The sequence below is a fragment of the Curtobacterium sp. MCPF17_021 genome, from assembly GCF_003234605.2.
Classification (GTDB): Bacteria; Actinomycetota; Actinomycetes; order Actinomycetales; family Microbacteriaceae; genus Curtobacterium; species Curtobacterium flaccumfaciens.
Map to the genome: position 1 here is coordinate 1496161 of NZ_CP126252.1, position 25682 is coordinate 1521842.

Genomic DNA, 25682 nt, shown 5'->3' on the forward strand with positions numbered 1-25682 from the left:
CCGGCCGGGCGCGGATGCGAAACGGCCCCGCCTGCTCCGGTGGAGGAGCAGGCGGGGCCGTCACGGGCCTCCCGTCCACCGCGCGGGCACGCGACGGACGGGAGACGTCTCAGGGTGTCAGCGCTGGGCGCGACGACGACGCGCGAAGCGGGCGCCGATGAGGCCGGCACCGGCGACGAGCAGGCCGAGGGCCCACGGCAGTGCGTCGGTGGTGTCCGAGCCGGTGTAGGCGAGCTGGCCGCCGGTGTTGACCGGGGCGACCGGGGCTGCTGCCGGCGCGACCGGGGTCGGGTCGGCGATGCCGGCGACCGCGGTCGGCTGGACGTCCACGGCGAACGTGGTGCTGAACGCGCCTGCAGTCACGGACAGGTTGTGGATCGAGGCGTGCGGGAACGTGACGTTCACCAGGTCGGGCCCGTACTCGGGATCGGGCGCGATCACGTCGCTGGCCACGTCGGACGTGACCGTCGGGGGAGTCATCGCGGACTCCGGCACCTCTTCATCGTCACCGTCTTCGATCGAGTTGCCCCATCGGTCGACCAGATCGCCGGTGACGACGAGCGTGCCGCCCTGCTTGATCGTCGGTCGGCCGCCCATGATGAACTCGTCCGGGGTCAGCGTGATGACACTGCCGTCCGGTTCGATGATCCAGGTCTTCTGGTCATCGCTCTCCTCGTCGGCGAGCAGGGTCGCGCGATCCGTGGTGTAGACCATCACGCCCGCGGGCGCACCCGCCTCGACGGTCACTGAGACGTACTGGGTGACGGACTCGGTGCCGCTCGTCGCGGTCACCGCGAACTGGTAGTCCCACGCGTCGGTCGTGACGCCGCTGAGCTCACCGGTCGAGGCGTCGAAGGAGATGCCGTAGGGCAGCTGCTCGTCGGGCTCGGGGATGTACTCGTCGCCGTTCTCGTCGAAGTACGTGGTGTCCTCGAGCTCCTCGTCGTCGAACCAGGCGAGGCTGTACTTCGGCTCCGGGAAGCCCTGCGCACGGAAGGTGTGCGAGAAGGCGTCACCGGCGGCGGTGCTCAGCTCGAGCGGGCTGTCCTGCGTGGCACCGGCCTTGGTGGGCTGGCCGTCCTCGCCGAGGAACGCCGGGGTCTGGGTCACGGCGGCGGTGGCCTCGGACTCGACCGTGGAGGTCTCGGTCGCGCCGGGCAGCGTGCCCGTCACGGCGACCGTGATGGTCTTGCGGACGTCGGTCGGGTCGACGACGTAGCTCGCGGCCTTCGACAGGACGTTGCCGTCCTGGTCGGTCCAGGAGTACTTGTACCCCGCCTCGTCGTCGAAGCCGGTGACGACGGCGACGAGTCGGGTGCCGACCTTGGCCGTGCCCTCGATGGTGACGGCGGCGTCGGCGGCCTTGGCCGTGACGTCCGGCTTCGGGGTCTCGGTCGGCTTCGGAGCCTCGGTGGCGGCCGGCGCGGTGGTCTCCGGCGCGGCGGGCTCGGTGGCCTCGGGGGTGGGCGCCGGGGCTTCCTCGGCCGGAGCCGGGGTCTCGGGCGCGGTCTCGACGGGCGGGTCCGTCGGCGTGGGCGTCTCGCTGCCCTCGGCCGGGGTCGGGGCCGGCGTCTCGGCGGCCACGATCGGCTGCGTGGTGTCGAGCGTCTCGGCGTTGGCGGCCGTCGCGGTCATGATGCCGAGGCCGGTGGTCAGGCCGACCAGGGCGACGGTGGTGCCGACGGCGCAGGCGCGACGGACGGTGGAGGTGCTGCGGTGCACGGGATCCCCCAGGGATTCGGTCCGGGCTCATCGCCCAGATCATGTGAATTTGCCGAGAATGTCGGCGTTCTCGGATCGTAGCGGGATGACGTTGCCGGGCTGTGACGATTCACCGGAATGTGACCCGGGTTGGGGGTGCGTGCGGGAAACCGCCGGACCCCCGCACGCGCGGCGCGCCCTGTGGGCGCGGCAGGACGGACGGGAGGCGCGGTGCGGGCCCGCACCGCGCCTCCCGTCCGTCCGGGGCCGCGTCTCAGGCGCGACGGCGACGCAGACGGTGGACCAGCAGACCGCCGCCGACGGCGAGCAGGCCCAGCGCCCACGCGAGCGGCCCGGAGGCGTCAGCGCCCGTGTAGGCGAGGTGCCCACCGCCGCCGGCCGTCGGGGTCGTGTCGCCGACGGTCGCGACCGACGGCCGCACGTCCACGTCGAACGTGGTCGAGACGTCACCGAGGGCGACCGTGATGGTGTGCGGCGACGCGCGCGGGAACCGGACGCGGGGCTCCCACTCGCCGTACGGCAGCGTCACTTCGTCGCTGGCCACGCTGCTCGTCACGACGGGCTGCGCGCCGTCGGACTCCTTCGTGCTGTTCCCGAACGCGTCGAGGGCCGTCACCCGGACGACCATCGTCGCCCCCTGGGCCACCGGGACGGCGTCGACCGGGATCGACTTCGGGCTCTCCGCGAAGATCTCGCGCAGGCCCTCGGCGTCACGGAGCCACCCCTTCGGCGACCCGATCGTGCCGACGAGCAGGCTGAGTTCCTCCGTCGCGGCGGGACGGATGGACAGGTGGACGTACTGGGTGGCAGCGCGGGACCCGTTCATGGCCATGACCTGGAAGTCGTACTCGCCGGCCACCGTCGGAGCGCCGCTCAGGACCCCGCTCGTGTCACCGACGGCGAGGCCGAGCGGTGCGATCGGGTGTTCGTTGCCCGGGACGGGGAACGCCGTCGGGCCGGTCAGCAGGACGTAGCGCAGCTCCGTCGACGACCCCGTCGCGGTGAAGGTGCGCTCGATCTGCTCGCCCGCGGTGGTCTCGATGCGGATGGGTGACTCGGGCGTCGAGGGCTCGGTGAACGTGATGGTGTCCGGGGCGGCGGGCTCGTCGGTGTCCTCGGCGCCGACCACGACCTCGAAGGACGTGGAGACGCCCCCTTCGGAGACCGTCACGGTCCGGGTGCCGGTGCCACCGAAGGTCACGGTGTTCGAGGAGTCCCCGTCGTTCCACACCGCCGAGTCGGAGTCGTCCGTGCTCGTGACCGTCGACCGGGGGTAGTCCAGACCCGGCGTGGTCCGGTTGCCGTACGCGTCGACCGCGAGCCCGGCGAGCGTGAGCGGGGTGTCCTCGGCGACGGGGATGCTCGGCACGATGCGGACGCGGCCCTGACCGGCTGCCTGTTCCCAGATCGTGCCGTCGGTCTCGACCTGCCACAGCCCGTTGTAGTCGGGGGTGGCGACGCCGAACGTCACGCCCACGGGGTCGCCGGGTGCGACCGTCAGCTCGACGTACTGCGTGATCTCGGTCGAGGCGCTCAGGGCGACGACCTGGAACCGGAAGGTCCCGGCCTCCTTCGGGTCGCCGCTCAGGACGCCGGTGTCGACGTTGACCCAGTAGTCGGAGGACGGGGCGTCCTGGATGGCGTAGCCGACGGTGCCGTCGCCGCCGGTGGTCTCGAAGGTGCGAGTGAAGGGCGTGCCGCTGGTGGCGGTGAGCTCGATCGGGTCCTCGGCGGTCGACGGTTCCGTGAAGGCGAGGTCGCTGCCGTCGTCGGCCGCGGGTGCCGCGGGTGCCGCAGGTGTCGCCGGTGCGGCGGGTGCCGTGGGCTCTGGTGTCGCCGTTTCCGGGACCGCAGTCGGCGTCGGGTCGGTGGACGGGCCTCCCGGCTGCTCGTCGGTGTCGACCGTCGCGACGGGCGCGGCGGGCTCGGCCGGCGTACCGGGCTCGGCCGGCGTCCCGGGTGTCGCCGTGCTCGTGGCGGCCGTGGGCTCGGCCGCGACGGCGGTCGCGGTGCCGATGCCGAACACCGACGACGCGGTGACGATGGCGACCGCTGCGCCGATGGCAGCGACCCGTCGCGTGGTGGAGGTGCAGGGCTGGTTCATGGGATCCCCCTCGGATGCCGGTCGGGGCACCGGGAGGTGCCCTCATCCAGGAGATGTCTGCGTCGACGAGATCCTGACGGATGCACAGGTCTCGATCCGGTCACGGCGCCGTCTCGCGTGCGCGCTGGCTGGCGTGCGCGTCGGCTGGAGTGCGCCGGATGGCGTGCGCGCCGGCGGATCAGTCGCCGACGGCCGCCGCCGCACGCTCGAGCGCGTCACGGAGTGCGCGGACCGCCGGGGACGACGACCCCGCGGACCGCACCACGGTGAAGATCGTGCGTCGGGGGCCCTCCGGCAGCTCGAGCAGCCGACAGGTCGTCGTCCGCCCGGTCCACATCAGGTCCGGCATCAGGCTCACCGCGTTGCCCGACTCGACCAGACGGATCTGCGTCTGCAGGTCGGCGGTCTCGTACCGGACGTCGGGCTCGAAGCCCCAGCGCCGACAGACCTGCTCGGCGAAGTGCCGCGACGCGGTGCCGCGGGGTTCCATCACCCAGGGCATGGTGCGGGCGTCCTCCAGCGACGACACCGGGCGCAGGGCCGTGTCGAGCGGGGGCAGGGCGAGCCGGACGGCGTCGGTCGTCAGGTCGGAGCGGTCGAGCCCGGGCAGATGCGGAGCGGCGTGCGCCGGGTACTGCTCGGCGATGACCATGTCGAAGTCACGAGCCCACGTCTCGTTCAGTGCGGTCTCCGGTTCCCGCTGGACCATCTCGACCCGGACGTCGGGGTGTTCCGTGGCCATCTCGTGCAGGGCGCTCGGCATCAGGGCGAGGGCCGCGGACTGGAACACCGCGACCCGCACACGCCCCTGCACGGACGACAGGGTGTCCTCGACCTGTGACTGCGCGTGCTCGAGGACGTCGAGCACCTGGCCCGCTGCGGCCACCAGCACCTCGGCCTGCGGGGTGAGCTGGAGCCGACGACCGGCTTTGCGGAGGAGCTGCACGCCGGCCTCCCGCTCCAGGGCGCTCAGCTGCTGCGAGACCGCCGACGGGGTGAAGTTCACGGCCTCGGCGACGGCCGCGATCGTGCCGCGGATGGACAGCTCACGGAGGAGCACGAGACGGCGGACGTCGAGCATGGTCCGACGCTAGCCGGATCAGGACCGGAACGGTAGCGGAACTGAACGGTATCCATCAGGAACGCTCACTTCCGCTACCGCATCCCCAACCTCCACACTGAACCCATGACGACGCTGCACGAGGACTCCGCCATCGACCACGACGCCCTGGCGGACCAGTCCGTCGCGCTCGTCCGACAGTGGCTCGCCGAGGCCGAGACCTACCCGGTCGACGGCTCGGCGAAGCAGCTCGCCGGCGTGCTCGCCGACCCCGCCGGACTCGACTTCGCCGTCGGGTTCGTCGACGGGGTCGTGCGACCGGAAGACCTCGCCGTCGCCGCCCGCAAGCTCCGCCAGATCGCCCCCGATGCCCCGGGGTTCCTGCCCGCCGCGCTCCGCGGACTCGTCCGGCTCGGCGGCGGCATGGCCCCGGTGCTGCCGAACGTCGTGGTCCCCATCGCCCGACGCGTCCTCCGCAACATGGTCGGCCACCTCATCGTCGATGCCACCGACTCCAAGCTCGGCCCGGCCATCGCCGGCATCAAGCGCGACGGCGTCCGCCTCAACGTCAACCTGCTCGGCGAGGCCGTCCTGGGGGAGCGCGAAGCCGCCCGCCGACTCGAGGGCACGCACAAGCTCCTGGCCCGCGACGACGTCGACTACGTCTCCATCAAGGTGTCCTCGACCGTGCACCCGCACTCGCCGTGGGCGTTCGGCCACGCAGTGGACGACATCGTCGAGCAGCTCCGACCGCTCTTCCAGCGTGCCGCAGCCGCCACCCCGGCCAAGTTCATCAACCTCGACATGGAGGAGTACAAGGACCTCGACCTCACCATCGCGGTCTTCACGAAGCTCCTCGACGAGCCCGAGTTCCTCGGCCTCGAAGCCGGAATCGTGCTGCAGGCGTACCTGCCCGACGCGCTCGCCGCGATGCAGGAGCTGCAGGAGTGGTCCGCCGCCCGCCGTGCCCGCGGTGGTGCCGGCATCAAGGTCCGTCTGGTCAAGGGCGCGAACCTGCCGATGGAGCAGGTCGAGGCCTCGGTCCACGGCTGGCCGCTCGCCACCTGGCACACCAAGCAGGACTCGGACACCAACTACAAGCGCGTGCTCGACTGGGCGCTCACCCCATCGCGCGTCGAGAACGTCCGCGTCGGTGTCGCCGGGCACAACCTGTTCGACGTCGCGCACGCCTGGCTGCTCGCCGGTGAGCGCGGCGTGCGGGACGGCATCGAGTTCGAGATGCTGCTCGGCATGGCGCAGGGTCAGGCATCGGCCGTGAAGAACACCGTCGGTTCGCTCCTGCTCTACACGCCGGTCGTCCACCCGGGCGAGTTCGACGTCGCGATCGCGTACCTGATCCGCCGCCTGGAGGAGGGCGCTTCGCAGGACAACTTCATGTCCGCGGTCTTCTCGCTGGTGTCCTCGCCGCCACTGTTCGCCCGCGAAGAGGAGCGCTTCCGCGCCTCCCTGGTGCCGCTCGCGACGCCCGAGGGTCTCGAAGCGCCGGCCTCCCACCGTGTCGCCGACCGCTACGCCGCCGTCGGCCGCCCCGGCCCCGGCCACTTCGAGAACACCCCGGACAGCGACCCCTCGGTCGGCGCCGTCCGCGCCTGGGGCGACGCCATCACCGCACGGGTCGCCTCGTCGACGCTCGGCGTCCGCGCCGTCCAGGAGGCCCGGGTCGACTCCGCCACGGCCCTCGACTCCGCGCTCGGCCGCGCCAGGGCCGCCGGTGCGGTCTGGGGGACCTGGTCCGGTGGTGCGCGTGGTGCCGTGCTGCACGCCGTCGGCGACGCACTCGAGGCGAACCGCGCTGCGCTCATCGAGGTCATGGCGTCGGAGACCGGCAAGACCATCGACCAGGCCGACCCCGAGGTGTCCGAGGCGATCGACTTCGCGCACTTCTACGGCACCCTGGCGTCCTCGCTCGACGACGTCGACGGCGCCACCTTCACGCCCGCTGCGCTGACCCTGGTCGCGCCGCCGTGGAACTTCCCCGTCGCGATCCCCGCCGGATCGACCCTCGCCGCGCTGGCGGCCGGGTCCGCCGTCGTGCTGAAGCCCGCGCCGCCCGCCGAGCGCTCCGGCGCCGTGCTCGCCTCGATCATCGAGACCGCGCTCGACGCCCACGGGGCCCCGGCCGACGTGCTCGCGTTCCTGCAGGTGTCGGAGAACGACCTCGGGCAGCAGCTCATCGCGTCCCCGATGGTCGACCAGGTCATCCTCACCGGTGCGTACGAGACGGCCGAGCTGTTCCGTTCGTTCCGCCCCGACCTGCCGCTGCTCGCCGAGACCTCGGGCAAGAACGCCGTGATCGTCACGCCGTCGTCCGACCTCGACCTCGCCGTGAAGGACGTCGTTGCGTCGGCGTTCGGGCACGCCGGCCAGAAGTGCTCGGCCGCGTCCCTCGTCGTCATGGTCGGCTCGGTCGCGAAGTCGAAGCGTTTCCGGAACCAGCTGCTCGACGCGGTGGCCTCGCTCACGGTGGGCTACCCGACCGACGCCGCGACGCAGATGGGCCCCGTCATCGAGCCGGCCTCGGGCAAGCTGCTCGACGGCCTGACGAAGCTCGGCGCGGGGGAGTCCTGGGCCGTCGAGCCGAAGCCGCTCGACGAGACCGGCAAGCTCTGGAGCCCGGGTGTCCGACAGGGCGTCCGCCGCGGCTCGGAGTTCCACCGCACCGAGTACTTCGGCCCGATCCTCGGCATGATGACCGCCGACTCGCTCGACGAGGCGATCGACATCGTGAACGAGGTCGACTACGGCCTGACCTCGGGCCTGCACTCGCTCGACCCGGCCGAGATCGGTACCTGGCTGTCGCGGATCCAGGCGGGCAACCTCTACGTCAACCGCGGCATCACGGGCGCCATCGTCCGCCGCCAGCCGTTCGGCGGGTGGAAGAAGTCGGCGGTCGGCGCCGGCACGAAGGCCGGTGGGCTGAACTACCTGCTCGGGCTCGGGTCCTGGACGCCCGCACCGGCGGTCGCTGCGTCCGGTGTCGCCGTGTCGGGTCCGGTCTCGGCGTTCGCCCGGGCTGCCGAGGTCGCTTCGCCGATGCTCGACCGTGCGCTGGCCTCCGACGAGCAGGCGTGGTCGACGCTGTTCGGCACCGCGACCGACGTCTCGGCGCTCTCCGCCGAGCGGAACATCGCCCGGTACCTGCCGTTCCCGTCGGTGCAGGTGCGGCTGGCCGCGGTTGCCGACTCGGACACGGACGCTGAGGCCTCGGTGGTCGACCTCGTCCGCGTCGTCGCCGCAGCGCTCCGTGCCGGCACGACGATCGAGGTCTCCACGGCCGCGACGCTGCCGTCGTCCGTCGCCGCGGCGATCCGTTCGCTGCCGATCGTCCGTTCGCTGTCGCAGACAGTGTCCGACGCGGCCTTCGCGAGCTCGGTCGCCTCGGGTCCGTCGACCCGGGTGCGGCTCATCGGCGGCGACACCTCGGCGCTGTACTCGGCCGTCGGTGGTCGCCCGGACGTCGCGGTCTACGGCGGCCCCGTGACCGAGGCCGGGCGGCTCGAGATCCTGCCCTTCGTCCGCGAGCAGGCGGTGTCCATCACGGCGCACCGCTTCGGCACGCCGAACCACCTGACCGACGACCTGATCTGACCCCGGACTGCGGCGCTGGCGTTCGGGTCCAGCGCCGCTTGCACAACCGAAGTGCCCCCGAACCGCGCGATCGCGTGGTTCGGGGGCACTTCGGTTGAGCGGCGTGCGGAACGCCGTGCACGGGGCTGTCCGGTCGCCGCACCGCCTCGGGTGCTTCGGAGGGACCGAGCGTTGCCTCGGGTGCGCGTCGCAACCACGGCGCGCAACCCCTGAGGAGCTCCACCATGACCGAGCCGTTCGCACGCCCGACCGCCCTGGCCCACGTCCGTGTCACCGTGACCGATATCCACCGGAGCAAGGCCTTCTACCAGCTGCTGCTCGGCACGGATCCGGCGATCGACTTCAGCGACCAGGTCGACGAGCCGGGTGTCCGCGAGGACCGCGAGCGTTTCTACGGCGGATCGGTGTTCCGGCTCGGTGACCAGGTGTTCGGACTCCGTCCGGTCGCTCCCGCGGGGCAGACGTTCGATCCGGACACCGTCGGCCTCGACCACGTGAGCTTCGTCGTGGGTTCGGTCGACGAGCTGCACGAAGCGGCCGCCCGACTCGATGCCGCGGGTGTCGAGCACGGCGAGGTCACCGACCTCGGCGACGCCGGCATGGTGATCCTGTCCGTGCAGGACCCCGACGACATCAACCTCGAGCTGGCCGCTCTGAAGGGCTGAGGTCGTCAGTCGGCGACGGCGGGCTGCTGCGCGACCATCGACCCGGTCACGAGCTCGCGGAGTTCGGCGGGCAGCGGGATCGGTCGGCGCGCACCCTCGCGGTCGATGATGACGTGCACGAACTCACCGGTGGCGAGCAGGGCGCCGTCGGACTGCCGGAACAGCCCGAACTCCCACGACAGGCTCGTGGTGCCGAGGTGCTTCGAGCGCATCCCGACCTCGATGACGTCCGGCCAGACGGCGGACTCGACGAACCGGCAGCTCGACGACACCAGCACGGCGATCCACTCCGACGAGAACGGGTCGAGCCCGGCGGCCTCGCGGAACCAGTACGTCGACGCGTTGTCCATCGCCGAGTAGTAGATCGTGTTGTTGACGTGCCCGAACATGTCGTTGTCGTTCCACCTGGTGGGGTAGGAGCGGCGGAACGGGTACTCGTCGATGGTCATCGGTCTCCGATCGGTGGTGCGGGTGTGGCGTGCACCGCGTCGGGCCGCAGGACGTACTCGAACGCCGCACGTGCCCGGTCGGGATCAGGGGTCTCACCGGAGATGAACTCGGCGTAGGTGAACGACTCGGAGATCCGGACGAGCAGCCGTGCGAGCTCCTCAGCCGACAACGGTGCCGGATCGAACGTACCGGACGACTCCTGCTGCTCGATGAGAGCGGTCACCCGGGCGACGAACCGGCTCTGCACGTCGCTGTCCGAGGTGGTGAGCAGACGCATCGCCCGAGCGGGTTCGCGCGTCAGGAACGCCCGGAAGTACGGGGCGTCGATCAGGTCGGCGGTGAACCGGTCGAGCACGACGACGAGCCGGGCTGCTCCGGACGCCCCGATCTCGTCGGCGGCGTGAGTGGCTCCGTCGAGGGTCGGGACTGCGAGGGACCACAGGATCTCGGACAGCAACCGGTCACGGTTGCCGACCCAGCGGAACAGCGACGTGCGGTCGACGCCGAGTGCAGCAGCCAACGCCCCCATGTCGATCCGCGAGCCGGCGATGAAGGTGTGACGGGCCTCCCGGAAGGCGCGCAGCGCAGAGTCTGATGTGTACACGCGATCCTCTCTTGCAACGTTTTCGAGAATGATGCATCGTGGTTCCCATGTCAACGACGATGCCCGCGACGCCCCTGCTCGAATCGGACTTCTACGGCTTCCAGCAACAGCTCACCGAGCAGGAGCGCGCGTCGCTCGGGCAGCTCCGGCAGTACCTCGAGCGCGAGGTCGCGCCCATCGCCGACGCGTACTGGGCGCGCGCCGAGTTCCCGATGCAGGTCATCGCGCCGCTCGCCGAGCTCGGCATGTACGGGCCGGGCGTCCCGCTCGTGCGGCAGTTCGAGAACTCGGCCGTGTACCGCGGCTGGGCGGCCCTCGAACTCGGACGCGTGGACGCGAGCGTCGCCACCTTCATCGGCGTGCAGTCCGGCCTGGCGATGAACTCGATCGCGGTCGCGGGCAGCGACGAGCAGCAGCGCGAGTGGCTCCCTCGGATGGCCACGGGTGAGGTCGTCGGGGCGTTCGGGCTCACCGAGCCGTACTCGGGCAGCGACTCGGCGAAGGGTCTGCGCACCACCGCCCGGCGCGAGGGCGACGAGTGGGTGCTCGACGGCGAGAAGCGCTGGATCGGCAACGCCACCTTCGCCGACGTCGTCGTCATCTGGGCGAAGGACGTCGCCGACGGCCAGGTCAAGGGCTTCCTCGTGACCACCGACACCGCGGGCTTCACCGCGACGAAGATCGAGGACAAGATCGCACTGCGCGGCGTGCAGAACGCCGACATCGTCATGCACGACGTCCGGGTGCCCGAGTCGCGTCGGCTGCAGGACGCGACGTCGTTCCGCTCGACCGCCGAGGTGCTCCGACTGACGCGCACCGAGGTCGCCTGGCAGGCCGTCGGCATCGCGGTCGGTGCGTACGAGGCCGCGCTCGCCTACGCCCGCGAGCGGGTCCAGTTCGGCAAGCCGATCGCCGCGCACCAGCTCGTCCAGGACCTGCTCGTCAAGTCGCTGTCGAACATCACGGCCTCGATCGCACTCTGCACGCAGGCCTCGGCCATGCAGGACGCCGGGGTCGGTGGCGACGAGCACTCGGCGATGGCCAAGGCGTTCGCCACCGCGAAGATGCGGGAGACCGTCGCCTGGTGTCGCGAGGTGCAGGGCGGCAACGGCATCGTGCTCGACAAGGGCGTGGCCCGGTTCTTCGCCGATGCCGAGGCGATCTACTCGTACGAGGGCACGCGCGAGGTCAACACCCTGATCGTCGGGCGGGCGATCACCGGGCAGGCCGCGTTCGTCTAGCGGCCCGCCCGGCCCGCCCGCGCTACCCGAGCAGCGCTGGCCGCTCCCACTCCTGATCGAGCACGTGCTGCCCGAGGAACGCGAACACCGTCTGGTACCAGACCACGGCGTGCTGCGGGGCGAGGACCCAGTGGTTCTCGTCCGGGAAGTACAGGAACCGGTGCGGCATCGAGCCGTCCGGCGCCGCGTGGTATTCCGCGAGCTCGGACCAGAGCCGCAGCCCCTCGCCGATCGGTACCCGGTAGTCCTTGTCGCCGTGGATCACGAGCATCGGTGACGTGATCTCGGCCACGAACCGGTGCGGGTCGTTCGCCGCGATCCCGTCGGCGTCGAAGATCGACGACCAGTACTGCGACATGTCCGTCGTGCCGTTGAACTGATCGAGCGCCCACAGGCTGGCGTGGGTGACGATCGCGCGGAACCGGTCGGTGTGCCCGGCGACCCAGTTCGCCATGTACCCGCCGAACGACCCGCCCATCGCTGCGGTCCGGGTCGCGTCGATGTCCGCCCGCGCCTCGACCACGTCGGTGATCGCCATCAGGTCGGTGTACGGCGCCTGCCCCCAGGCGTTCCAGCCGCGGTTCACGAAGTCGAGTCCGTAACCGGTGGACAGCGCGGGGTCCGGCAGGAGCACGGCGTAGCCCCGGGCTGCGAGCAGCATCGGGTTCCAGCGCCAGGACCACTGGTTCCACGAGTTGAGCGGTCCGCCGTGGATCCACAGGACGAGCGGGTGCGGCCCCTCACCCTCGGGCACGACCAGCCAGCCGCGCACGCGGGCGCCGTCGGCTGCGGTCGTCTCGACCTCTTCCAGGTGGGCGGGCACGTCCGGCAGGGGCGCCGGAGTCGCCAACGGGGTCACCGTGCCGTCCGTCGCGATCCGCACCGGGTGCAGCGGGGCCGCCCAGGAGGCCCGGAGCGCCACGACCACGCCGGTCGCCGCCGCCACGCGCAGGCTCGAGTACGCCCAGTCGTCGTGCGTCAGCTGCTCGACGGCGCCGCCGTCGAGGGGGATGCGGAAGACCGGCGCGCGGCCGTCCTGGTCGGCGACCGCCAGGAGCGCGCGGTCGCCGTGTTCGAACACGAGCTCGCCCGGCCAGCGGTCCCAGTCGGTCGCGACGCGGCGGGCGTCGGAGCCGTCGATGCCGGCGACCCAGACCTCCTGCTGGTTCGCGCCGGCCGGGGTGGAGCGGACGGTGCGGACCCAGGCGATCGTCCGGCCGTCGTGGCTGAGCGCCGGCATCTCGTGGTCGACGTCGACGTCGTCGAACAGCACCGTGCGGTGGCCGTTGGACAGGTCGATGGTGACGAGCGTCGAGCGGTCCCCACGGGCCTCCCGGACGCCGACGGATGCCAGCAGGACCGAGCCGTCGGGCGTGAGCGCCCCGCTGACGTGGTCGAGCGAGCGGCCGGGGGCCGGTGTGCGGTCGACGGGCTGGACGGGCTCGGCGCTGGCGCCGACGGCGTCGCTGCCGGTGTCGCTGTCGGCCGTGTCGAGCGTCAGCACGTGCGTCTGGGCCGGCCCGAGGTCGTGGTCCCAGGACCGGACCGGGTAGGTCTCGTGCAGGATCGCGCGGACCTGCTTGTCCTTCCGGCTCTTCCGGAGCTCCGCGTCGGCCTCGAGCACGGTCGCGGGGTCGGAGCCGGCCCCCGGCAGCAGGTCGGCGGTCAGCGCGACGACGTCCGACGACGCCGCGGTGGACAGGACCCCACCGACGCCCCCGGCCAGGCGGGTGAGCGGACGTGCCTCGCCACCGGTCGCCGGCAGCACCCAGAGCTGGGCTGCCTCGAGGTCGGTGGCGTCGGCGTCGGGCCGGGCGGAGACGAAGAGCAGGTCGCCGGCGCGGGTGAAGGCGATGCCGCCCTCGCCCTTGGCGGAGCGTGTCAGGCGGACCGGGCGCGCGGGGGTGTCGACGGTCGGCGTCGCGGGCACCTGCCAGATCGATCGGCGGTACCCGGTTGCGTCCGTGTCGAGCGCACCGACCGTCAGCGCGACGCGGGTGCCGTCAGGGCTGATGTCGATCCCGTCGACGCGGGGGAGCGCGATGTACTGGTCGAGGTCGGAGAACGGGGTGCTCATGCGTGCACGCTCGCCAGGTCCTCGGCCCAGAAGGCGGCGACCTGCTCGGCGACCGCGGTGCCCTGGGCGTGGCCGGCCTCGGCCGACGGTGCCTGGGTGGCGAGCGAGAGCGAGTTCGTGCCGAAGGCCTGCTGGGACGCGCTGTCCGCCACCACGACCTCGACCGACGAACCGCCGGCCCGCAGGGTCTCGACGGCGACGTCGAGCCAGGGCCCGCACGGTGACGGGCCCTCGGGGCCGCAGGCGATGACGAGCACGCGCTCGTACCCGGCGGCGGCGTCGGCGTTGGTGCCCGAGCGGACACCACCGTCGACGTACGGGCGGCCGTCGATGGTGACCGGGGTCCAGACGAAGGGCACCGAGCAGCTGGCCGCGACCGCACGGGGGAGCGGCACGCCGTCGGCTGCCGTCAGCAGGCGGAAGGTGCCGTCGGTGGCGTCAACCGCGGTGACGGCGAGCGGCTTCTCCGGCCACTCGGTGGACGGGAGCGTCTCGCCGAAGGTCGCCGTGCGCTCGTCGTCGCTCTGCCCGCCGACGACCTGCTGGGCGGCCTGGCCGAGTCGAGCGCGGGCGTCCTGCTCGCCGGTCGCACCCTGCAGTGCTGCGCCGATGTGCTGCTGCACGGCCTCGACGTCGATGGGGGCCGGCTCTTCGTAGGTGGTGGGCGCCGGGGTGTGCTGCTGGTCGTAGGCCTGCTGGACGGCACCGTTCCGGACGAACGCGCCGACGACGCTGCCGGCGCTGGTGCCGACCACGAGGTCGGCGGCGTCGAGGTCGACGCCGGCTTCCTGCAGGGCGACGAGGACACCGACTTCCCACGCGATGCCGGCGACACCTCCGCCGCCGAGGACGAGGGCTCTGGATCCGGGAACGGGCGTGCTGACGTCGGTCATGGGTCCTGCTTACCAGCTGCGTGCGACGGGCCGGTGGAGGCCGATGGATCCTGTGGAGAACCCGCCTGTGGACAACTCCGTCCGCGTCGGTGGCGTGACCTAGCGTCGTGGTCATGGGGAACCAGCGTTCAGGACGGGTCGGCACGGTCGTGTGGCCGATCGTGGTGGCTGCTGCGCCCACCGCGGCGTTCCAGCTGCCGAACCTGTTCGTCACGCCGGCGGTCCGGCTGTCGCTCGTCGCGTTCGGGCTCGTCGTGCTCGTCGGCGCCGTGACCGTGCAGGTGGTCCGGACCCGGCGCAGCGACGCAGCTCGGTCGGTGGCCGAGGACAACGCCACCGCGGCGGAGCTCGAGCAGTCGACGGCGGTCCGGTACGCGTTCGGCCAGATCGCCACCCGGCTCGTCCGGTTCACCGAGCTGCCCCGGTCCGAGCGCCACGGCGAACTCTCGGTCGTCGCCGACCGCGTCGCCGTGGCCCTGGCGTTCTACCTGCTGCCGAAGGTGCCCGACGTCCGCGCCAACGTGTACCAGCTGTCCACCGATCTGCGGGCGCTCGAGCCGATCGGTCACGGTGGCGCCGGCGACACCGCCGGGGTCTTCCGAGCGGGCACGCCCTACGGCGACCGCAACCTCGAGTGGGTGCTGGTCGGGGGATCACCCCGGATCGTCGGTGACCGCTCGGCCGACGTGGACGTCGACCAGGACCTGCCGGGCTTCGAGCCGCGGTACACCTCGTACGTCTCGGTGGTGATCCGGTCCGACCAGTACTCGTTCGGCATGCTCACCGTCGACTCCCCGGTCCCCGACGCCTTCACCGAACTCGACGCCAAGAACATCGCGATGATGGCGTCGTTCATGGCCGTCGCGTTCTCGTTGACCTACTCGTTCCCCGAGCGCGACCGCAATCCAAGGAAAGGCCCGTGATGCTCACACGCTCTGTCGGACGCTCGACGTACGATGCCCCCATGACGACCGTGAACCCTGCTCCGCCGTCGTTCGGGCGTGCCCGGATCTCCTCGCCGAACTGGAACGACACCACCACCGACGCCGACTACGAAGACCTCGACGTCATCGCCGCCAACATCGAACGCGAGCGCGTTGCAGCCCGGCTCCGGGTCACCGCAGCAATCGCCGCGCGTCTGGGTCGCTGACCCCTCCCGCATCGTCCACGACGAACGGCTCCCACGCATGCGTGGGAGCCGTTCGTCGTCTGCGAGCCGGAGCCGGAGCCGGCCCCGGTGTCGCAGCTACGGCGCCTCGGTCACGTCGATGAGCACCTTGCCGACCGTGTCCTGCTCGACCGCGTCGTGCGCCTGGGCGGTCTGCCCGAGCGTGAAGCGGGTGAGCGGGAGCCCGGCGTCCTCGCCGACCGGCAGCACACCGTCGTGCAGCGCCTCGGTGACGTCCTCGGCCGCCGCGGACAGCGCCTCGTCGCCGATCGTGTAGAGCAGCAGGAACTGGTAGCGGGCGTTCACGCTCATGTTCGGGCGGATCGGCAGGCTCGCCTCGTCGCCGCCGTTGTTCGCGTAGATCGACACGACACCGTGGTTCGCCAGCACGTCGGCGACCAGCGCGGCGTTCTGCGGGATCGACACCTCGACGACGATGTCGACACCGTCCGGCGCGATCGCCCGGATGCGCTCGGCGGAGTCCTCCTCGCGGTAGTTCACGACGTGGTGGGCGCCGGCTGCCGTGGCAAGGGCTGCCTTCGCGTCCGAGCTGATCGTCGTGATGACGGTCGCTCCGGCCCAGCGGGCGAGCTGGATCGCGGCGTGCCCCACGGCACCGGCACCACCGGCGACGAGCACGGTGAAGCCGTCGAGGGCTCCGGGCCCCAGGCGTGCGGGGCCGTCCTCGTGGGTGGTGAGCGCTCGGTGCGCAGTCATCGCGGGGACGCCGAGCGAGGCGCCGACGTCGAACGAGACGCCGTCGGGCAGCGGGACCACGCGCGACTCGGGCACGACCGTGTACTCCTGTGCCGTGCCGGTCGGCCGTGACGCAGCCGCCATGAAGAGCCACACGCGGTCACCGACGGTCAGCCCGTCGACTCCGGGGCCGACGGCGTCGACGACACCGGCGCCGTCCTGGTTCGGCGTGATCTCGGGGAACGGCAGTCCGTCGCCGTACGTGCCGCCGGCACGGGCCTTCCAGTCGGTCGGGTTGACGCCGGAGACGACGACGCGGACGCGGACCTCACCGGCACCGGGCTCCGGGATCTCCTGCTCGACGAGTTCGAGGACGCTGCTGGCACCGGGCTTCGTGTAGACGATCGATCGCATGTCCCCAGGCAACCACTCGTCGCCGTCGGGGATTCCGAGTGCGTGGGCCGCGGGGCCACATCGTGAGCAGAAGGTGTCGCGTGCGGTCCTCGGACCCGACCGTTTCTGCTCACCAAGCGCCCAGCGCGCCCCGCGCCCGCGCACCGCCTCAGCGCGCGTCGTACCCCTCGCGCGCCTCGGCGACGTCGGGCATGTGCGAGGTGGCCCAGTCCTCCAGCGGCACGAGCACCGTGCGCAGCGACCGCCCGAGCTCGGTCAGTTCGTACTCCACGTGCGGCGGGATCTCGGGGAACACCGTCCGCGTCACCATGCCGTCGCGCTCAAGGGCCCGCAGCGTCTGGGTGAGCATCTTCTGCGAGACCCCCTGCACCCGGGCTGCCACCGCCGAGTACCGTGCGGGACCGTCGGCGAGGGCGCCGATCGTCAGCACGCTCCACCGGTCGCCGATGCGGTCGAGCAGCTGCCGACTAGGGCAGTCCGCCGCGTAGGGGCTGTACTCGAGTGCTGACATGGTGTCCTCCGTCACGCACCGCCAGGTGCCTACTTACTCAAAGAGAGTAACTCTTGTACGGTGACTGTCAACGTCACCGACGCCCAGCACGTCCACGAAGGGAACACCATGACCAACATCGTCGTCTTCGGAGGCACCGGCTACGCCGGCTCCGCCATCACCCACGAGGCACTCTCCCGCGGCATCACCGTCACCGCGGTCGCCCGCGACACGAGCAAGCTCGAGCCGGCCGAGGGTCTCACCCTGGCGCAGGGTGACGCGTTCGACGCCGACTTCGTGTCCGAGGTCACCAAGGGTGCCGACGTCGTCATCGTCTCGCTCCACGCCGTGCAGGCCGACGGCAGCGAGCTGAAGGACAAGTTCCAGCACTTCGTCGACGCCGCCGCTGCAGCCGGTGCGCGGCTCGGCATCGTCGGCGGTGCCGGCTCGATGCGCGTGTCCGAGGACGGCCCCCGCCTCTTCGACACCGACGGCTTCCCGGACGCCTTCAAGGGCGAGGCGAAGAGCCACGCGCAGATCCTCGACGCCCTCCGTGCGTCGGACACCGACGTCGACTGGTTCTACGTGAGCCCCGCCGCGGCCTTCGGCAGCTACAACCCGGGCGAGCGTCGCGGCACCTACCGCGCCTCGGACGAGGTCCTGCTCGCCGACGCCGAGGGCAACTCGGACATCTCCGGCGCCGACTACGCGATCGCGTTCGTCGACGAGATCGTGACCCCGGCGCACCACCAGACGCGTTTCGGCGTCGCCTACTGAGGCACTGCCCCTCGCAAGACACCGGTGTTCACGCAACGCACCGCGGGATCCCGCGGTGTCGAGCGTGAACACCGGTGTTTTGCACACCGCCGGACCCGACCAACGGGCGGCCGGGAGGCGCGGGGCGGGGCCGCCACGGGCCTCCAGGCCGGCGGGTGGTCACCGCCAGGGCCCGCGTCAGTGCGCAACGATCGCCGGCACCGGCAGGTGGTGGCGCATCCGCACCGCCAGGTGCAGGCCGCCCCGGCGGGCGAGCACGAGCGCGATCACGGCGGCGGCAGCAGCAGGCACGCCTCCGGCGACCATCATCCCCACGTGCGCACCGAAGCGGTCGACGATCTGGCCCATCAGCGGTCCGCCGATCGCCTGTCCACCGAGCAGCACGAGGACGTAGAGCGACATCACCCGGCCGCGGATCGCCACGTTCGACGACAGCTGCACGAGCGAGTTCGACGCGGTCTGGAACAGCAGCTGCGACATCCCCACCGCCACGAGCGCGACGGTGAACGGTGCGATCGCCGGGATCGACCCGGATACGACGAGCAGCACGCCCGTCCAGAACACCCCGCCGACGATGGTGCGGAGCCGGACGACGGCCCTCCGGGTGGAGAGCAGTGCACCGACCAGGGCGCCGATCGCCACGGCGGAGTTGAACACCCCGTAGCCGCCAGCGCCGACGTCGTACACCTGTGACGCGAAGGCGGACAGCAGCACGGGCATCGTCAGCGCGAACACCGAGAAGAACGCGACGAGGATCACCGGCACGATGATCGTCGGCTTGTGCACGGCGTAACGCAGGCCCTCCACGAGCTGCCCCTTGCCGCGGGGCGCCGGGGGTGTGCGGTGCAGTTCGGAGACCTTCAGGAACCCGAGCGTCACGACGACGGCGACGCAGGCGATCGCGTTCACGCCGAACGACCACCCCGCGCCGACCGCGACGAGCAGGGCACCGGACAGTGCCGGACCGATCATGCCGCCCAGCTGGAACACCGACGAGTTCACGCTGATGGCGTTCCGCAGGTGCTTGTGCCCGACGATCTCGGTGACGAACACCTGCCGTGCCGGGTTGTCGATCACGGTGACCATGCCGACCAGGAACGCGATCACCCAGATGTGCCACGCCTCGACGACGCCGGCGAGTGTCAGGACGGCGAGCAGCGCGGACAGCACCGCGAAGGCTCCCTGCGTGATCATCATGAGCGCGCGCTTCGAGAACCGGTCGACCAGGACGCCGCCGAGCAGCCCGAACAGCAGCATCGGCGCGAACTGGCAGGCGACCGTGATGCCGACCTGCGCGACCGACCCGGTCAGCTGCAGCACGAGCCAGTCCTGCGCGATGCGCTGCATCCAGCCGGCGGTCATCGCCACCAGGTTGGTCGCCGTGAACAGCCGGAAGTTCGGCACGGACAGGGCGATGAGCGTGTGGCGCCACGGCGGTCGCGTGGCCTGGATCGGGAGCGGTTCGGTGGGCGGGGGGAGGGTCGTCGGTGACGCGCTCACGGTGCGGGGTTCTCCGGACGTCGGTGTGGATCTGGTACCCCAACGAAACTACGTGGCGCCGGGCCATTCGATACCCCTATGGTGGCTATCACTCCATTGCGATGTCGAATGAGGTCGCACCGACGGAAGGCGCGACGTGCTCGATCCGGTCCTGTTGCAGACGTTCCTGGCCGTGGCGGAGACCGGCAGCTTCACGCAGGCCGGCACCCGGCTCGGCATCAGCCAGCCGACGGTGTCCCAGCACGTCCGGCGCCTGGAGACCGCGGTGGCGCGCACCCTGGTCGCCCGGGACACCCGCGGCGTCGCCCTGACCGACAACGGGGACGCTATGGCCGGGTTCGCACGGACGATCCTCGCCGCGCACGCCACCGCCGACGCCTACTTCTCCGGCGCGGCCACCCGCGGGCGGCTGCGGTTCGGGGCGGCGGACGACCTCGCCATCACCCAGCTGCCGCGGATCCTGCGGGACTTCCGACGGCTGCACCCGCAGGTGAACCTCGAGCTCACGGTGAACCAGTCGGCACCGCTGCTCCGCCGGGTGCACGCCGGCCAGCTCGACCTGGTGTTCATCAAGCAGACGGCGGGGGAGTCCGCCGAGGGCACCCGGGTCGCCACCGACCAGATGGTGTGGATGGCGCAGGACGGCATCGCCCTGGAACCCGGCGAACCCGTCCCGCTGATCGCGTACCAGGCGCCGAGCATCAGCCGGCAGATGGCGATCGACGCCCTCGAGGCCGCCGGCCGCACCTGGCGGATCACCTGCAACACCCGCGACGTCAACGGGGTGCTCGCCGCGGTGCGCGCGGGCATCGGCGTCGCGGTGTTCCCGCACTCGCTGATCCCGGCCGACCTGGTGAAGGTGTCGCAGCGGCTCGGGCTGCCGGACCTGCCTGCGGTGGACTACGTCCTCATCGCGAACCCGACGGTGCAGCGGGAGCCGATCGACGCGCTGACGAACGCGATCCTGTCCCGCGGGGTCGTCCGCGCCGTCTGAGCGCGTGCATGGGCGGCGAGACGCCGGCGTGTTCCGGGATGGAGAGCGCGACGAGACGCCGGCGTGTTGTCTCGACACCGCCGAGCCGTCGAGACGCCGCGACTTTCGGGGGCGTCTCGACGTCGACGCGGCGTCCTGCCGAGACGACGGCGTCTGAGCGCTCGCCGCGCTACGGGGCGAGCGTCGGGGTCGTGCCGGTGCCGGTGACGTCCGGCAGCGTCACGCCCGCGAGCGGCAGCAGCGCCGCCGCGACCGCCCACAGCAGCACGATCGTGCCGACGCCACCGAGCACGGCGCCGAGCAGCGCGACCGGCCGCTGCCACGTGGCCGTCCGGTCGCGAAGTGTCACGATCGAGAGCACCAACGCGAGCAGTCCGAGCACCACGCCGACGCCGTGCACGATCGCGGGAGCGGTGAACCACCAGGCCGCCAGACCGATCGTCGCGATCCCGGCGACGGCGCCGAGCACTGCGCCGGCGGTCGCACCGAGCGCACGGCGTGGCTCTGGCAGGGCGGCTGCGGCCACGGGCTGGTCGAGCAGTTCGGTCGGGAGGCCCGCCTCGCCCCCGCCGGCACCCTGCGGCACCGGGGTGGGTGCGACCAGAGCCGTGGTCGCCCGGGCCTTCGGGGTCGCGACGGCGGTGCCGCCGGGAGCGGCGGTGGTCGGCGCCGCGTGCAGCACGGCGTCGAACGACCCCGCGGCTGCGGGTGCTGGTGCGGCCGACCGTGCGGCGGCCTGCTGGTGGGCGAAGCGTCGGGGCGTCCGGTAGCCGATCGGGCCGACGGGCTCGGGTTCGGTGCCCTCGACGACCACGTGTTCGAGGCCGGGCACCGAGAACCGGGGCTGTCCGGCGACGGGCACCGCGGGTGTGGCGGTCGGCGCTGCCGGGGACGCCTCCGGCGAGGGGGTGGTGAGCGGCGCGACGAGTGGTGCGGCGTCCGCCGAGGCGGGTGCGGCGGCGACCGGGGAGACCGGCACCACGAGCCCGGAGGCGGGGACGACCGACGACGGCGGCACCGCGGGGGTCTCGAACGGCACGGTGTGCACGTTCGGCGACGTCGGGGCCGGGGGCAGCAGGTCCTGCTGCGGCGGGAAGTCGGGCACCGGGGCGTCGGCTTCGACCAGGGCGGCGATCGACGCGGGCTCGGACGTCGGTGCGTGCGCGACCGGCACATGCGCGGCGGGTGCCTGCTCAGCCGCGGCGTTCCCTGCCGGGGCGACCGTGGTCGGTGGGACCGGCGCCGCGTGGGCGGCGCGTGACGAGGCGGGGGTGGGGCGGGCCTCCCGGCCGGAGGCGTTCACGTGACCGGCGGCGGCGACCCGCTCGGGCGCGACCTCGTCGACGGGCGGCGCGGTCACCCAGGCCGGGACGGGCCGACGGGGCCGGTCCGATTCGGGCATGCGATGCGCTGCCACTGCGGCGCTCCTTCCGTCGACTGATCCATGCTCAGTTGTAGCGGCAACCGCTGTGTGGATCGCAGCCCCAGTTCGGGGTCGCCGGTACGTTCGGGTGATGACCGGAATCGAACACCGTCCGCTGGGCCCCTCGGGGCTCGTCGTCTCCACCGTCGGCCTCGGCTGCAACAACTTCGGGCGGCGGGGAACCGCGTCCGAGTCGCAGGAGGGCACCGACGCCGTCGTCGCTGCGGCCCTGGACGCCGGGGTGACGCTCTTCGACACCGCGGACATGTACGGCGGCGTGCCGGGCATGTCCGAGGAGATGCTCGGACGCTCGATCCGCGGCCGCCGCGACGAGATCGTCCTCGCCACGAAGTTCGGCATGGACATGCAGGGCGCGAACGGCCCGGACTGGGGCGTCCGCGGGTCCCGCCGGTACGTGCGGCTCGCGGTCGAGTCGTCGCTCCGCCGCCTCGGCACGGACTGGATCGACCTGTACCAGATGCACCGGCCCGACGAGGTGACCCCGATCGAGGAGACCCTGTCGGTCCTCGACGACCTGGTCCGCGAGGGCAAGATCCGGTACGTCGGGCACTCGAACTTCGCGGGGTGGCAGATCGCCGAGGCCGAGCTCACCGCATCGATCGCCGGCACCACCGCGTTCGTGTCCGCGCAGAACGAGTACAGCCCGCTCGCCCGGCATGCCGAGGCCGAGGTCCTGCCGGCCGTGCGGGCGTACGCGCTCGGGTTCCTGCCGTTCTTCCCGCTGTACAACGGGCTGCTCACCGGCAAGTACACGAAGGCGGGCGGCCCGGCCGACGGTCGGCTGACGACCTCGAAGCCGCAGGTGCTCGAGGACGCCCCGTGGGACGTGCTCGACGACTACCAGCGGTTCTGCGACGACCGGGGTGTGACGATGCTGCAGGCGACGTTCGCGTGGCTCCTGGCGCAGCCGGGGCTGTCGAGCGTCATCGCGGGGGCGACGAAGCCGGAGCAGATCACGCAGAACGTCGAGGCCGGCACAACGTGGACGCCGACCGAGGACGACATCGCCGACATGACGACGATCTTCGACCGGGCCTGAGCGGGCCTTCGCGCCGGGTGGTTTCGCGCCCGGTTGTTTCGCGCTGAGCGACAGGTCACGGGCTGCGGAGCCCGTGAGGTGTCGCTCAGCGCGAAACGGCGTCGGCGGCGCGGTACAGCGGCGGTGCGGTGCCGCGCGGCGCTGCGGACTAGCGCGTCGCGGCGGCCAGGGCGTCGCGCAGCTCGGCGGCGGTCATCCGCGGGCCGTAGCCGGGGGTGTCTCGCTGGATGCGCCAGCCCTCGGCGAGCGGTCCGGCGTCGACGACGTCGAAGCCGAACGCGTCGATGAGCTCGGCGACGGTCTGCTTGGCGGAGTCGTCGTCGCCGGCGATGACCAGGGCACGACGATCAGGGGTGCCGGCGGGCGTCGCGTGGCCGGTCAGGTCGTCGGCGCCGATGTGGTTGAACGCCTTCACGACACGGGCGCCGGGCAGGTGGTCCTGCAGCATCTCGGCCGTGGTCGTGGACTGGTCGTCGAGGGCGGCGATGTGGCCGTCGCGCTCCCAGTAGTAGTTGTTCGTGTCGATGACGACCTTGCCGACGAGGGGCTCGACGGGGATCGTCTCGATCGCGGCGAGCGGCACCGTCACGACGACGATCTCGCCCGCTGCGGCTGCCTCGTCGCGGGTCGCTGCGCGTGCGCCGTCGCCGAGTTCCGTGACCAGGTCGGTCAGGGTCTCCGGGCCGCGGGAATTCGCGATGACGACCTGGTGGCCGTTCCGTACCGCGAGTCGTGCGAGCTGGGATCCGATGTTGCCGGCGCCGATGATTCCGATGGTTGTCATGGTGTCCCTGCAACGCTGCCCGCCGTCGTGCATTCCCCGGGAGGCGCGAACGCCCCGCCGGGAGCATGATGGCGGCATGGACCACGAGTTCCGCGACGAGACCGACCAGGACCGCTACGCGATGTACGTCGGCGGCGAGCTCGTGAGCGTGCTCGACTACCGGGTGAACGGTGACGCGGTTGCCTTCCCGCACACCTACACGGTCCCGAAGCACCGCGGCCACGGCTACGCGGCGCAGCTCGTCGAGTACGCCGTCGCCGACGTCGAGTCGTCGACCACGAAGCGCATCGTCCCGATGTGCTGGTTCGTCGGCAAGTGGTTCGACGAACACCCCGAGAAAGCCGACCTGCTCAGCCGCAGCGCCGCGGACTGAGCACCGAACGAAGGGGCTCCCGTGCCCACCATCACCCCGTTCCTCTGGTACGACGACCAGGCCGAACAAGCGGCCGAGTACTACGTCGGACTGTTCCCCGACAGTCACGTCGACAGCGTGAGCCGGATGCCCGACGGCCGTGCGCTCGTCGTCGAGTTCACGTTGCTCGGTGCCCCGTACCGCGCGATGAACGGCGGCCCCGGGCACCCGCACACCGACGCCGTCTCGTTCCAGATCGACGTGGACACGCAGGACGAGCTCGACCGGCTGTGGGACGCCCTGCTCGCCGACGGCGGGAGCCCGACGGCGTGCGGGTGGTTGACCGACCGCTGGGGTCTGGCGTGGCAGGTGACCCCGTCGATGCTGGGGGAGCTGATGAGCGGATCGGGTGATCCGGAGGCCAACGCCCGCGTGTTCGAGGCCATGATGCAGATGGTCAAGTTGGACATCCCCGCACTGCAGGCTGCCGCGGCCGGTCGCTGACCCCACTCTCCGCGGACCCGCCGGTAGTGTGACCGGACCAGAAGACCGCCGGCCGGCGCCGGCACAGACAGGCTGGAGCCACCATGGACCACCCGAGTTCGAGGGTCCGCAACAGCGACATCAGCCGGGCGTACACGGAGCTCGCCCGCATCACCCGTCGGGCGAGCATCCGTGCCCGCGGCTCCGACCAGGTGTTGAGCGTCGTCGACCAGTCCCTCGTCGACTTCGTCGTCCAGCACCCGGGCTGCATGGCCATCGACATCGCCCGCTACCTGCGCCTGAACCGTTCGACGATCTCGCGGCAGCTGTCCGGGCTCCTCGCGACCGGACTGGTGCGGACGACCGACGGCGGCAGCGGCAACGCGAAGCCGCTCGAGGCGACCGACGCCGGCCGCGCCGCGCTCGAGCGGTCGGTGCAGCTGCACCGGGACGCGCTCGACGAACGGCTCGCCGACTGGTCGGACGACGACATCGCACTGCTCGCCGGGCTGCTGGAGCGCCTCGGCGCCTCGGACGAGGCCGGGCTCCCGATGCCGGCACCCACCGAGTCGTGACGACGTCGTTCGTCCTGCTGTCCGACACGCACCTGCCGAAACGCGCGAAGGACCTGCCGCCCGGACTGTGGCACGACGTCGACGCGGCCGACCTCGTGGTGCACGCGGGGGACTGGGTCGACCTGGCCACCCTCGACGCCGTGCAGGCGCGGTCCAGCCGCTTCGAAGGCGTGCGGGGCAACAACGACGGTCCGGAGTTCGACGACCGGCTGCCGCTCGTCGCCCGGTTCGGTGTCGAGGACCTGCGCTTCGCCCTGGTGCACGAGACCGGGGCGTCGACCGGTCGGGAGCGCCGGATGGACGCCGAGTACCCGGACACCGACGTGCTCGTCTTCGGCCACTCGCACATCCCGTGGGACACCGTGGCGCCGTCGGGGATGCGCCTGCTCAACCCCGGTTCGCCGACCGACCGCCGTCGCCAGCCCGACCACACGTGGATGCGCGGCACGGTCAACGGTGCCGAGCTCTCCGTCGAACTGGTGCGGCTGCCCCCGGTCGCCCGCTAGCCCAGGTCGCCGGCCTGTGTCGGCGCGCCCCGTTC

At 71.9% G+C, this 25682-nt stretch carries 24 protein-coding genes; 12 read left to right on the plus strand and 12 right to left on the minus strand.

The genetic code is table 11. The features are described from left to right. Positions 1–117 precede the first annotated feature (117 nt). The 3 genes from DEJ29_RS07065 to DEJ29_RS07075 form a co-directional block, all read right to left on the minus strand. Positions 118–1722, minus strand: a complete 1605-nt coding sequence (locus tag DEJ29_RS07065; RefSeq protein WP_111095047.1) for a putative Ig domain-containing protein — start codon at positions 1720–1722, stop codon at positions 118–120. A 253-nt stretch (positions 1723–1975) separates the two neighbouring features. Further along, complete coding sequence (locus DEJ29_RS07070; protein WP_111095046.1) at positions 1976–3826, minus strand: hypothetical protein; 1851 nt, start codon at positions 3824–3826, stop codon at positions 1976–1978. A 178-nt stretch (positions 3827–4004) separates the two neighbouring features. After that, positions 4005–4907 carry a LysR substrate-binding domain-containing protein gene (locus tag DEJ29_RS07075; protein WP_111047392.1) on the minus strand — a complete coding sequence of 301 codons (903 nt, stop codon included), beginning with the start codon at positions 4905–4907 and terminating at the stop codon, positions 4005–4007. Positions 4908–5012: 105 nt separating this feature from the next. Between DEJ29_RS07075 and DEJ29_RS07080 the strand changes: the two genes are divergently transcribed. Continuing rightward, positions 5013–8495, plus strand: coding sequence for a proline dehydrogenase family protein (locus DEJ29_RS07080; RefSeq protein WP_111095045.1), 3483 nt, complete (start codon positions 5013–5015; stop codon positions 8493–8495). Positions 8496–8719: 224 nt separating this feature from the next. Beyond that, positions 8720–9160 (plus strand): VOC family protein, encoded by a 441-nt coding sequence (locus DEJ29_RS07085; RefSeq protein WP_071405380.1) that lies wholly within the window; start codon positions 8720–8722, stop codon positions 9158–9160. A 5-nt stretch (positions 9161–9165) separates the two neighbouring features. On the opposite strand, the gene DEJ29_RS07090 is transcribed toward DEJ29_RS07085, so the two are convergent. Both DEJ29_RS07090 and DEJ29_RS07095 read right to left on the minus strand, forming a co-directional pair. Continuing rightward, a complete protein-coding gene (locus DEJ29_RS07090; protein WP_111039501.1) occupies positions 9166–9609 on the minus strand; it encodes an acyl-CoA thioesterase in 444 nt (147 codons plus the stop codon). After that, positions 9606–10214, minus strand: a complete 609-nt coding sequence (locus DEJ29_RS07095) for a QsdR family transcriptional regulator (protein WP_111095044.1) — start codon at positions 10212–10214, stop codon at positions 9606–9608. The genes DEJ29_RS07090 and DEJ29_RS07095 overlap by 4 nt, the downstream gene beginning before the upstream one ends. Before the next feature lie 59 nt (positions 10215–10273). Between DEJ29_RS07095 and DEJ29_RS07100 the strand changes: the two genes are divergently transcribed. Next, on the plus strand, positions 10274–11455 hold the full coding sequence (locus tag DEJ29_RS07100) for an acyl-CoA dehydrogenase family protein (protein ID WP_111095043.1): 1182 nt from the start codon (positions 10274–10276) through the stop codon (positions 11453–11455). A gap of 22 nt (positions 11456–11477) precedes the next feature. On the opposite strand, the gene DEJ29_RS07105 is transcribed toward DEJ29_RS07100, so the two are convergent. After that, entirely contained in the window at positions 11478–13532 is a 2055-nt protein-coding gene (locus DEJ29_RS07105) for a S9 family peptidase (protein ID WP_111095042.1), read from the minus strand. Next, on the minus strand, positions 13529–14425 hold the full coding sequence (locus tag DEJ29_RS07110; protein ID WP_111095041.1) for a patatin-like phospholipase family protein: 897 nt from the start codon (positions 14423–14425) through the stop codon (positions 13529–13531). Before DEJ29_RS07110 ends, DEJ29_RS07105 begins: the two co-directional genes overlap by 4 nt. A 113-nt stretch (positions 14426–14538) precedes the next feature. Between DEJ29_RS07110 and DEJ29_RS07115 the strand changes: the two genes are divergently transcribed. Beyond that, complete coding sequence (locus DEJ29_RS07115; protein ID WP_110865089.1) at positions 14539–15348, plus strand: GAF domain-containing protein; 810 nt, start codon at positions 14539–14541, stop codon at positions 15346–15348. A gap of 41 nt (positions 15349–15389) precedes the next feature. Next, the gene (locus DEJ29_RS07120; RefSeq protein ID WP_027465208.1) at positions 15390–15575 is read left to right on the plus strand and encodes a hypothetical protein; all 186 of its coding nucleotides are present in this window, start codon (positions 15390–15392) and stop codon (positions 15573–15575) included. A gap of 96 nt (positions 15576–15671) precedes the next feature. Here DEJ29_RS07120 and DEJ29_RS07125 read toward each other — a convergent pair whose 3' ends face one another. Both DEJ29_RS07125 and DEJ29_RS07130 read right to left on the minus strand, forming a co-directional pair. Continuing rightward, positions 15672–16703, minus strand: coding sequence for an NADPH:quinone reductase (locus DEJ29_RS07125; protein ID WP_111095040.1), 1032 nt, complete (start codon positions 16701–16703; stop codon positions 15672–15674). Positions 16704–16851: 148 nt separating this feature from the next. Beyond that, the gene (locus DEJ29_RS07130) at positions 16852–17214 is read right to left on the minus strand and encodes a winged helix-turn-helix transcriptional regulator (protein ID WP_071247254.1); all 363 of its coding nucleotides are present in this window, start codon (positions 17212–17214) and stop codon (positions 16852–16854) included. A gap of 108 nt (positions 17215–17322) precedes the next feature. Between DEJ29_RS07130 and DEJ29_RS07135 the strand changes: the two genes are divergently transcribed. After that, complete coding sequence (locus DEJ29_RS07135) at positions 17323–17970, plus strand: NAD(P)-dependent oxidoreductase (RefSeq protein WP_111047413.1); 648 nt, start codon at positions 17323–17325, stop codon at positions 17968–17970. Positions 17971–18147: 177 nt separating this feature from the next. Here the strand turns inward: DEJ29_RS07135 and DEJ29_RS07140 are convergent, their stop codons facing one another. Beyond that, a complete protein-coding gene (locus DEJ29_RS07140) occupies positions 18148–19470 on the minus strand; it encodes an MFS transporter (RefSeq protein ID WP_110865086.1) in 1323 nt (440 codons plus the stop codon). Positions 19471–19606: 136 nt separating this feature from the next. Between DEJ29_RS07140 and DEJ29_RS07145 the strand changes: the two genes are divergently transcribed. After that, positions 19607–20464: a LysR substrate-binding domain-containing protein gene (locus DEJ29_RS07145; RefSeq protein WP_071405389.1), complete on the plus strand. Its 858-nt coding sequence runs from the start codon at positions 19607–19609 to the stop codon at positions 20462–20464. A gap of 169 nt (positions 20465–20633) precedes the next feature. Here DEJ29_RS07145 and DEJ29_RS07150 read toward each other — a convergent pair whose 3' ends face one another. Then, positions 20634–21881, minus strand: coding sequence for a hypothetical protein (locus tag DEJ29_RS07150; RefSeq protein ID WP_146248339.1), 1248 nt, complete (start codon positions 21879–21881; stop codon positions 20634–20636). Between the two features lie 97 nt (positions 21882–21978). On the opposite strand from DEJ29_RS07150, the gene DEJ29_RS07155 reads away from it, so the two are divergent. Then, positions 21979–22947 carry an aldo/keto reductase gene (locus DEJ29_RS07155; protein WP_111095038.1) on the plus strand — a complete coding sequence of 323 codons (969 nt, stop codon included), beginning with the start codon at positions 21979–21981 and terminating at the stop codon, positions 22945–22947. A gap of 148 nt (positions 22948–23095) precedes the next feature. Here the strand turns inward: DEJ29_RS07155 and DEJ29_RS07160 are convergent, their stop codons facing one another. Next, positions 23096–23731: an NADPH-dependent F420 reductase gene (locus DEJ29_RS07160; protein ID WP_071405392.1), complete on the minus strand. Its 636-nt coding sequence runs from the start codon at positions 23729–23731 to the stop codon at positions 23096–23098. A 76-nt stretch (positions 23732–23807) separates the two neighbouring features. Here DEJ29_RS07160 and DEJ29_RS07165 point away from each other — a divergent pair, with 76 nt between their 5' ends. The 4 genes from DEJ29_RS07165 (at position 23808) to DEJ29_RS07180 (ending at position 25647) form a co-directional block, all read left to right on the plus strand. After that, complete coding sequence (locus DEJ29_RS07165; protein WP_027465216.1) at positions 23808–24104, plus strand: GNAT family N-acetyltransferase; 297 nt, start codon at positions 23808–23810, stop codon at positions 24102–24104. Between the two features lie 21 nt (positions 24105–24125). Beyond that, complete coding sequence (locus DEJ29_RS07170) at positions 24126–24587, plus strand: VOC family protein (RefSeq protein ID WP_071405394.1); 462 nt, start codon at positions 24126–24128, stop codon at positions 24585–24587. 83 nt (positions 24588–24670) lie between these two features. Continuing rightward, positions 24671–25141, plus strand: a complete 471-nt coding sequence (locus DEJ29_RS07175; RefSeq protein ID WP_051596672.1) for a MarR family winged helix-turn-helix transcriptional regulator — start codon at positions 24671–24673, stop codon at positions 25139–25141. Next, positions 25138–25647 (plus strand): metallophosphoesterase family protein, encoded by a 510-nt coding sequence (locus tag DEJ29_RS07180; RefSeq protein ID WP_111095037.1) that lies wholly within the window; start codon positions 25138–25140, stop codon positions 25645–25647. Before DEJ29_RS07175 ends, DEJ29_RS07180 begins: the two co-directional genes overlap by 4 nt. Positions 25648–25682 lie beyond the last annotated feature (35 nt).

What these genes read in the sequence shown, in the direction of transcription:
- DEJ29_RS07105 (WP_111095042.1), bottom strand. Translation starts at nt 13,532, where the DNA reads ATGAGCACCCCGTTCTCCGACCTCGACCAGTACATCGCGCTCCCCCGC.
- DEJ29_RS07125 (WP_111095040.1), bottom strand. Translation starts at nt 16,703, where the DNA reads ATGCGATCGATCGTCTACACGAAGCCCGGTGCCAGCAGCGTCCTCGAA.
- DEJ29_RS07070 (WP_111095046.1), bottom strand. Translation starts at nt 3,826, where the DNA reads ATGAACCAGCCCTGCACCTCCACCACGCGACGGGTCGCTGCCATCGGC.
- DEJ29_RS07075 (WP_111047392.1), bottom strand. Translation starts at nt 4,907, where the DNA reads ATGCTCGACGTCCGCCGTCTCGTGCTCCTCCGTGAGCTGTCCATCCGC.
- DEJ29_RS07115 (WP_110865089.1), top strand. Translation starts at nt 14,539, where the DNA reads ATGGGGAACCAGCGTTCAGGACGGGTCGGCACGGTCGTGTGGCCGATC.
- DEJ29_RS07165 (WP_027465216.1), top strand. Translation starts at nt 23,808, where the DNA reads ATGGACCACGAGTTCCGCGACGAGACCGACCAGGACCGCTACGCGATG.
- DEJ29_RS07085 (WP_071405380.1), top strand. Translation starts at nt 8,720, where the DNA reads ATGACCGAGCCGTTCGCACGCCCGACCGCCCTGGCCCACGTCCGTGTC.
- DEJ29_RS07135 (WP_111047413.1), top strand. Translation starts at nt 17,323, where the DNA reads ATGACCAACATCGTCGTCTTCGGAGGCACCGGCTACGCCGGCTCCGCC.
- DEJ29_RS07175 (WP_051596672.1), top strand. Translation starts at nt 24,671, where the DNA reads ATGGACCACCCGAGTTCGAGGGTCCGCAACAGCGACATCAGCCGGGCG.
- DEJ29_RS07130 (WP_071247254.1), bottom strand. Translation starts at nt 17,214, where the DNA reads ATGTCAGCACTCGAGTACAGCCCCTACGCGGCGGACTGCCCTAGTCGG.
- DEJ29_RS07090 (WP_111039501.1), bottom strand. Translation starts at nt 9,609, where the DNA reads ATGACCATCGACGAGTACCCGTTCCGCCGCTCCTACCCCACCAGGTGG.
- DEJ29_RS07120 (WP_027465208.1), top strand. Translation starts at nt 15,390, where the DNA reads ATGACGACCGTGAACCCTGCTCCGCCGTCGTTCGGGCGTGCCCGGATC.
- DEJ29_RS07160 (WP_071405392.1), bottom strand. Translation starts at nt 23,731, where the DNA reads ATGACAACCATCGGAATCATCGGCGCCGGCAACATCGGATCCCAGCTC.
- DEJ29_RS07155 (WP_111095038.1), top strand. Translation starts at nt 21,979, where the DNA reads ATGACCGGAATCGAACACCGTCCGCTGGGCCCCTCGGGGCTCGTCGTC.
- DEJ29_RS07080 (WP_111095045.1), top strand. Translation starts at nt 5,013, where the DNA reads ATGACGACGCTGCACGAGGACTCCGCCATCGACCACGACGCCCTGGCG.
- DEJ29_RS07100 (WP_111095043.1), top strand. Translation starts at nt 10,274, where the DNA reads ATGCCCGCGACGCCCCTGCTCGAATCGGACTTCTACGGCTTCCAGCAA.
- DEJ29_RS07110 (WP_111095041.1), bottom strand. Translation starts at nt 14,425, where the DNA reads ATGACCGACGTCAGCACGCCCGTTCCCGGATCCAGAGCCCTCGTCCTC.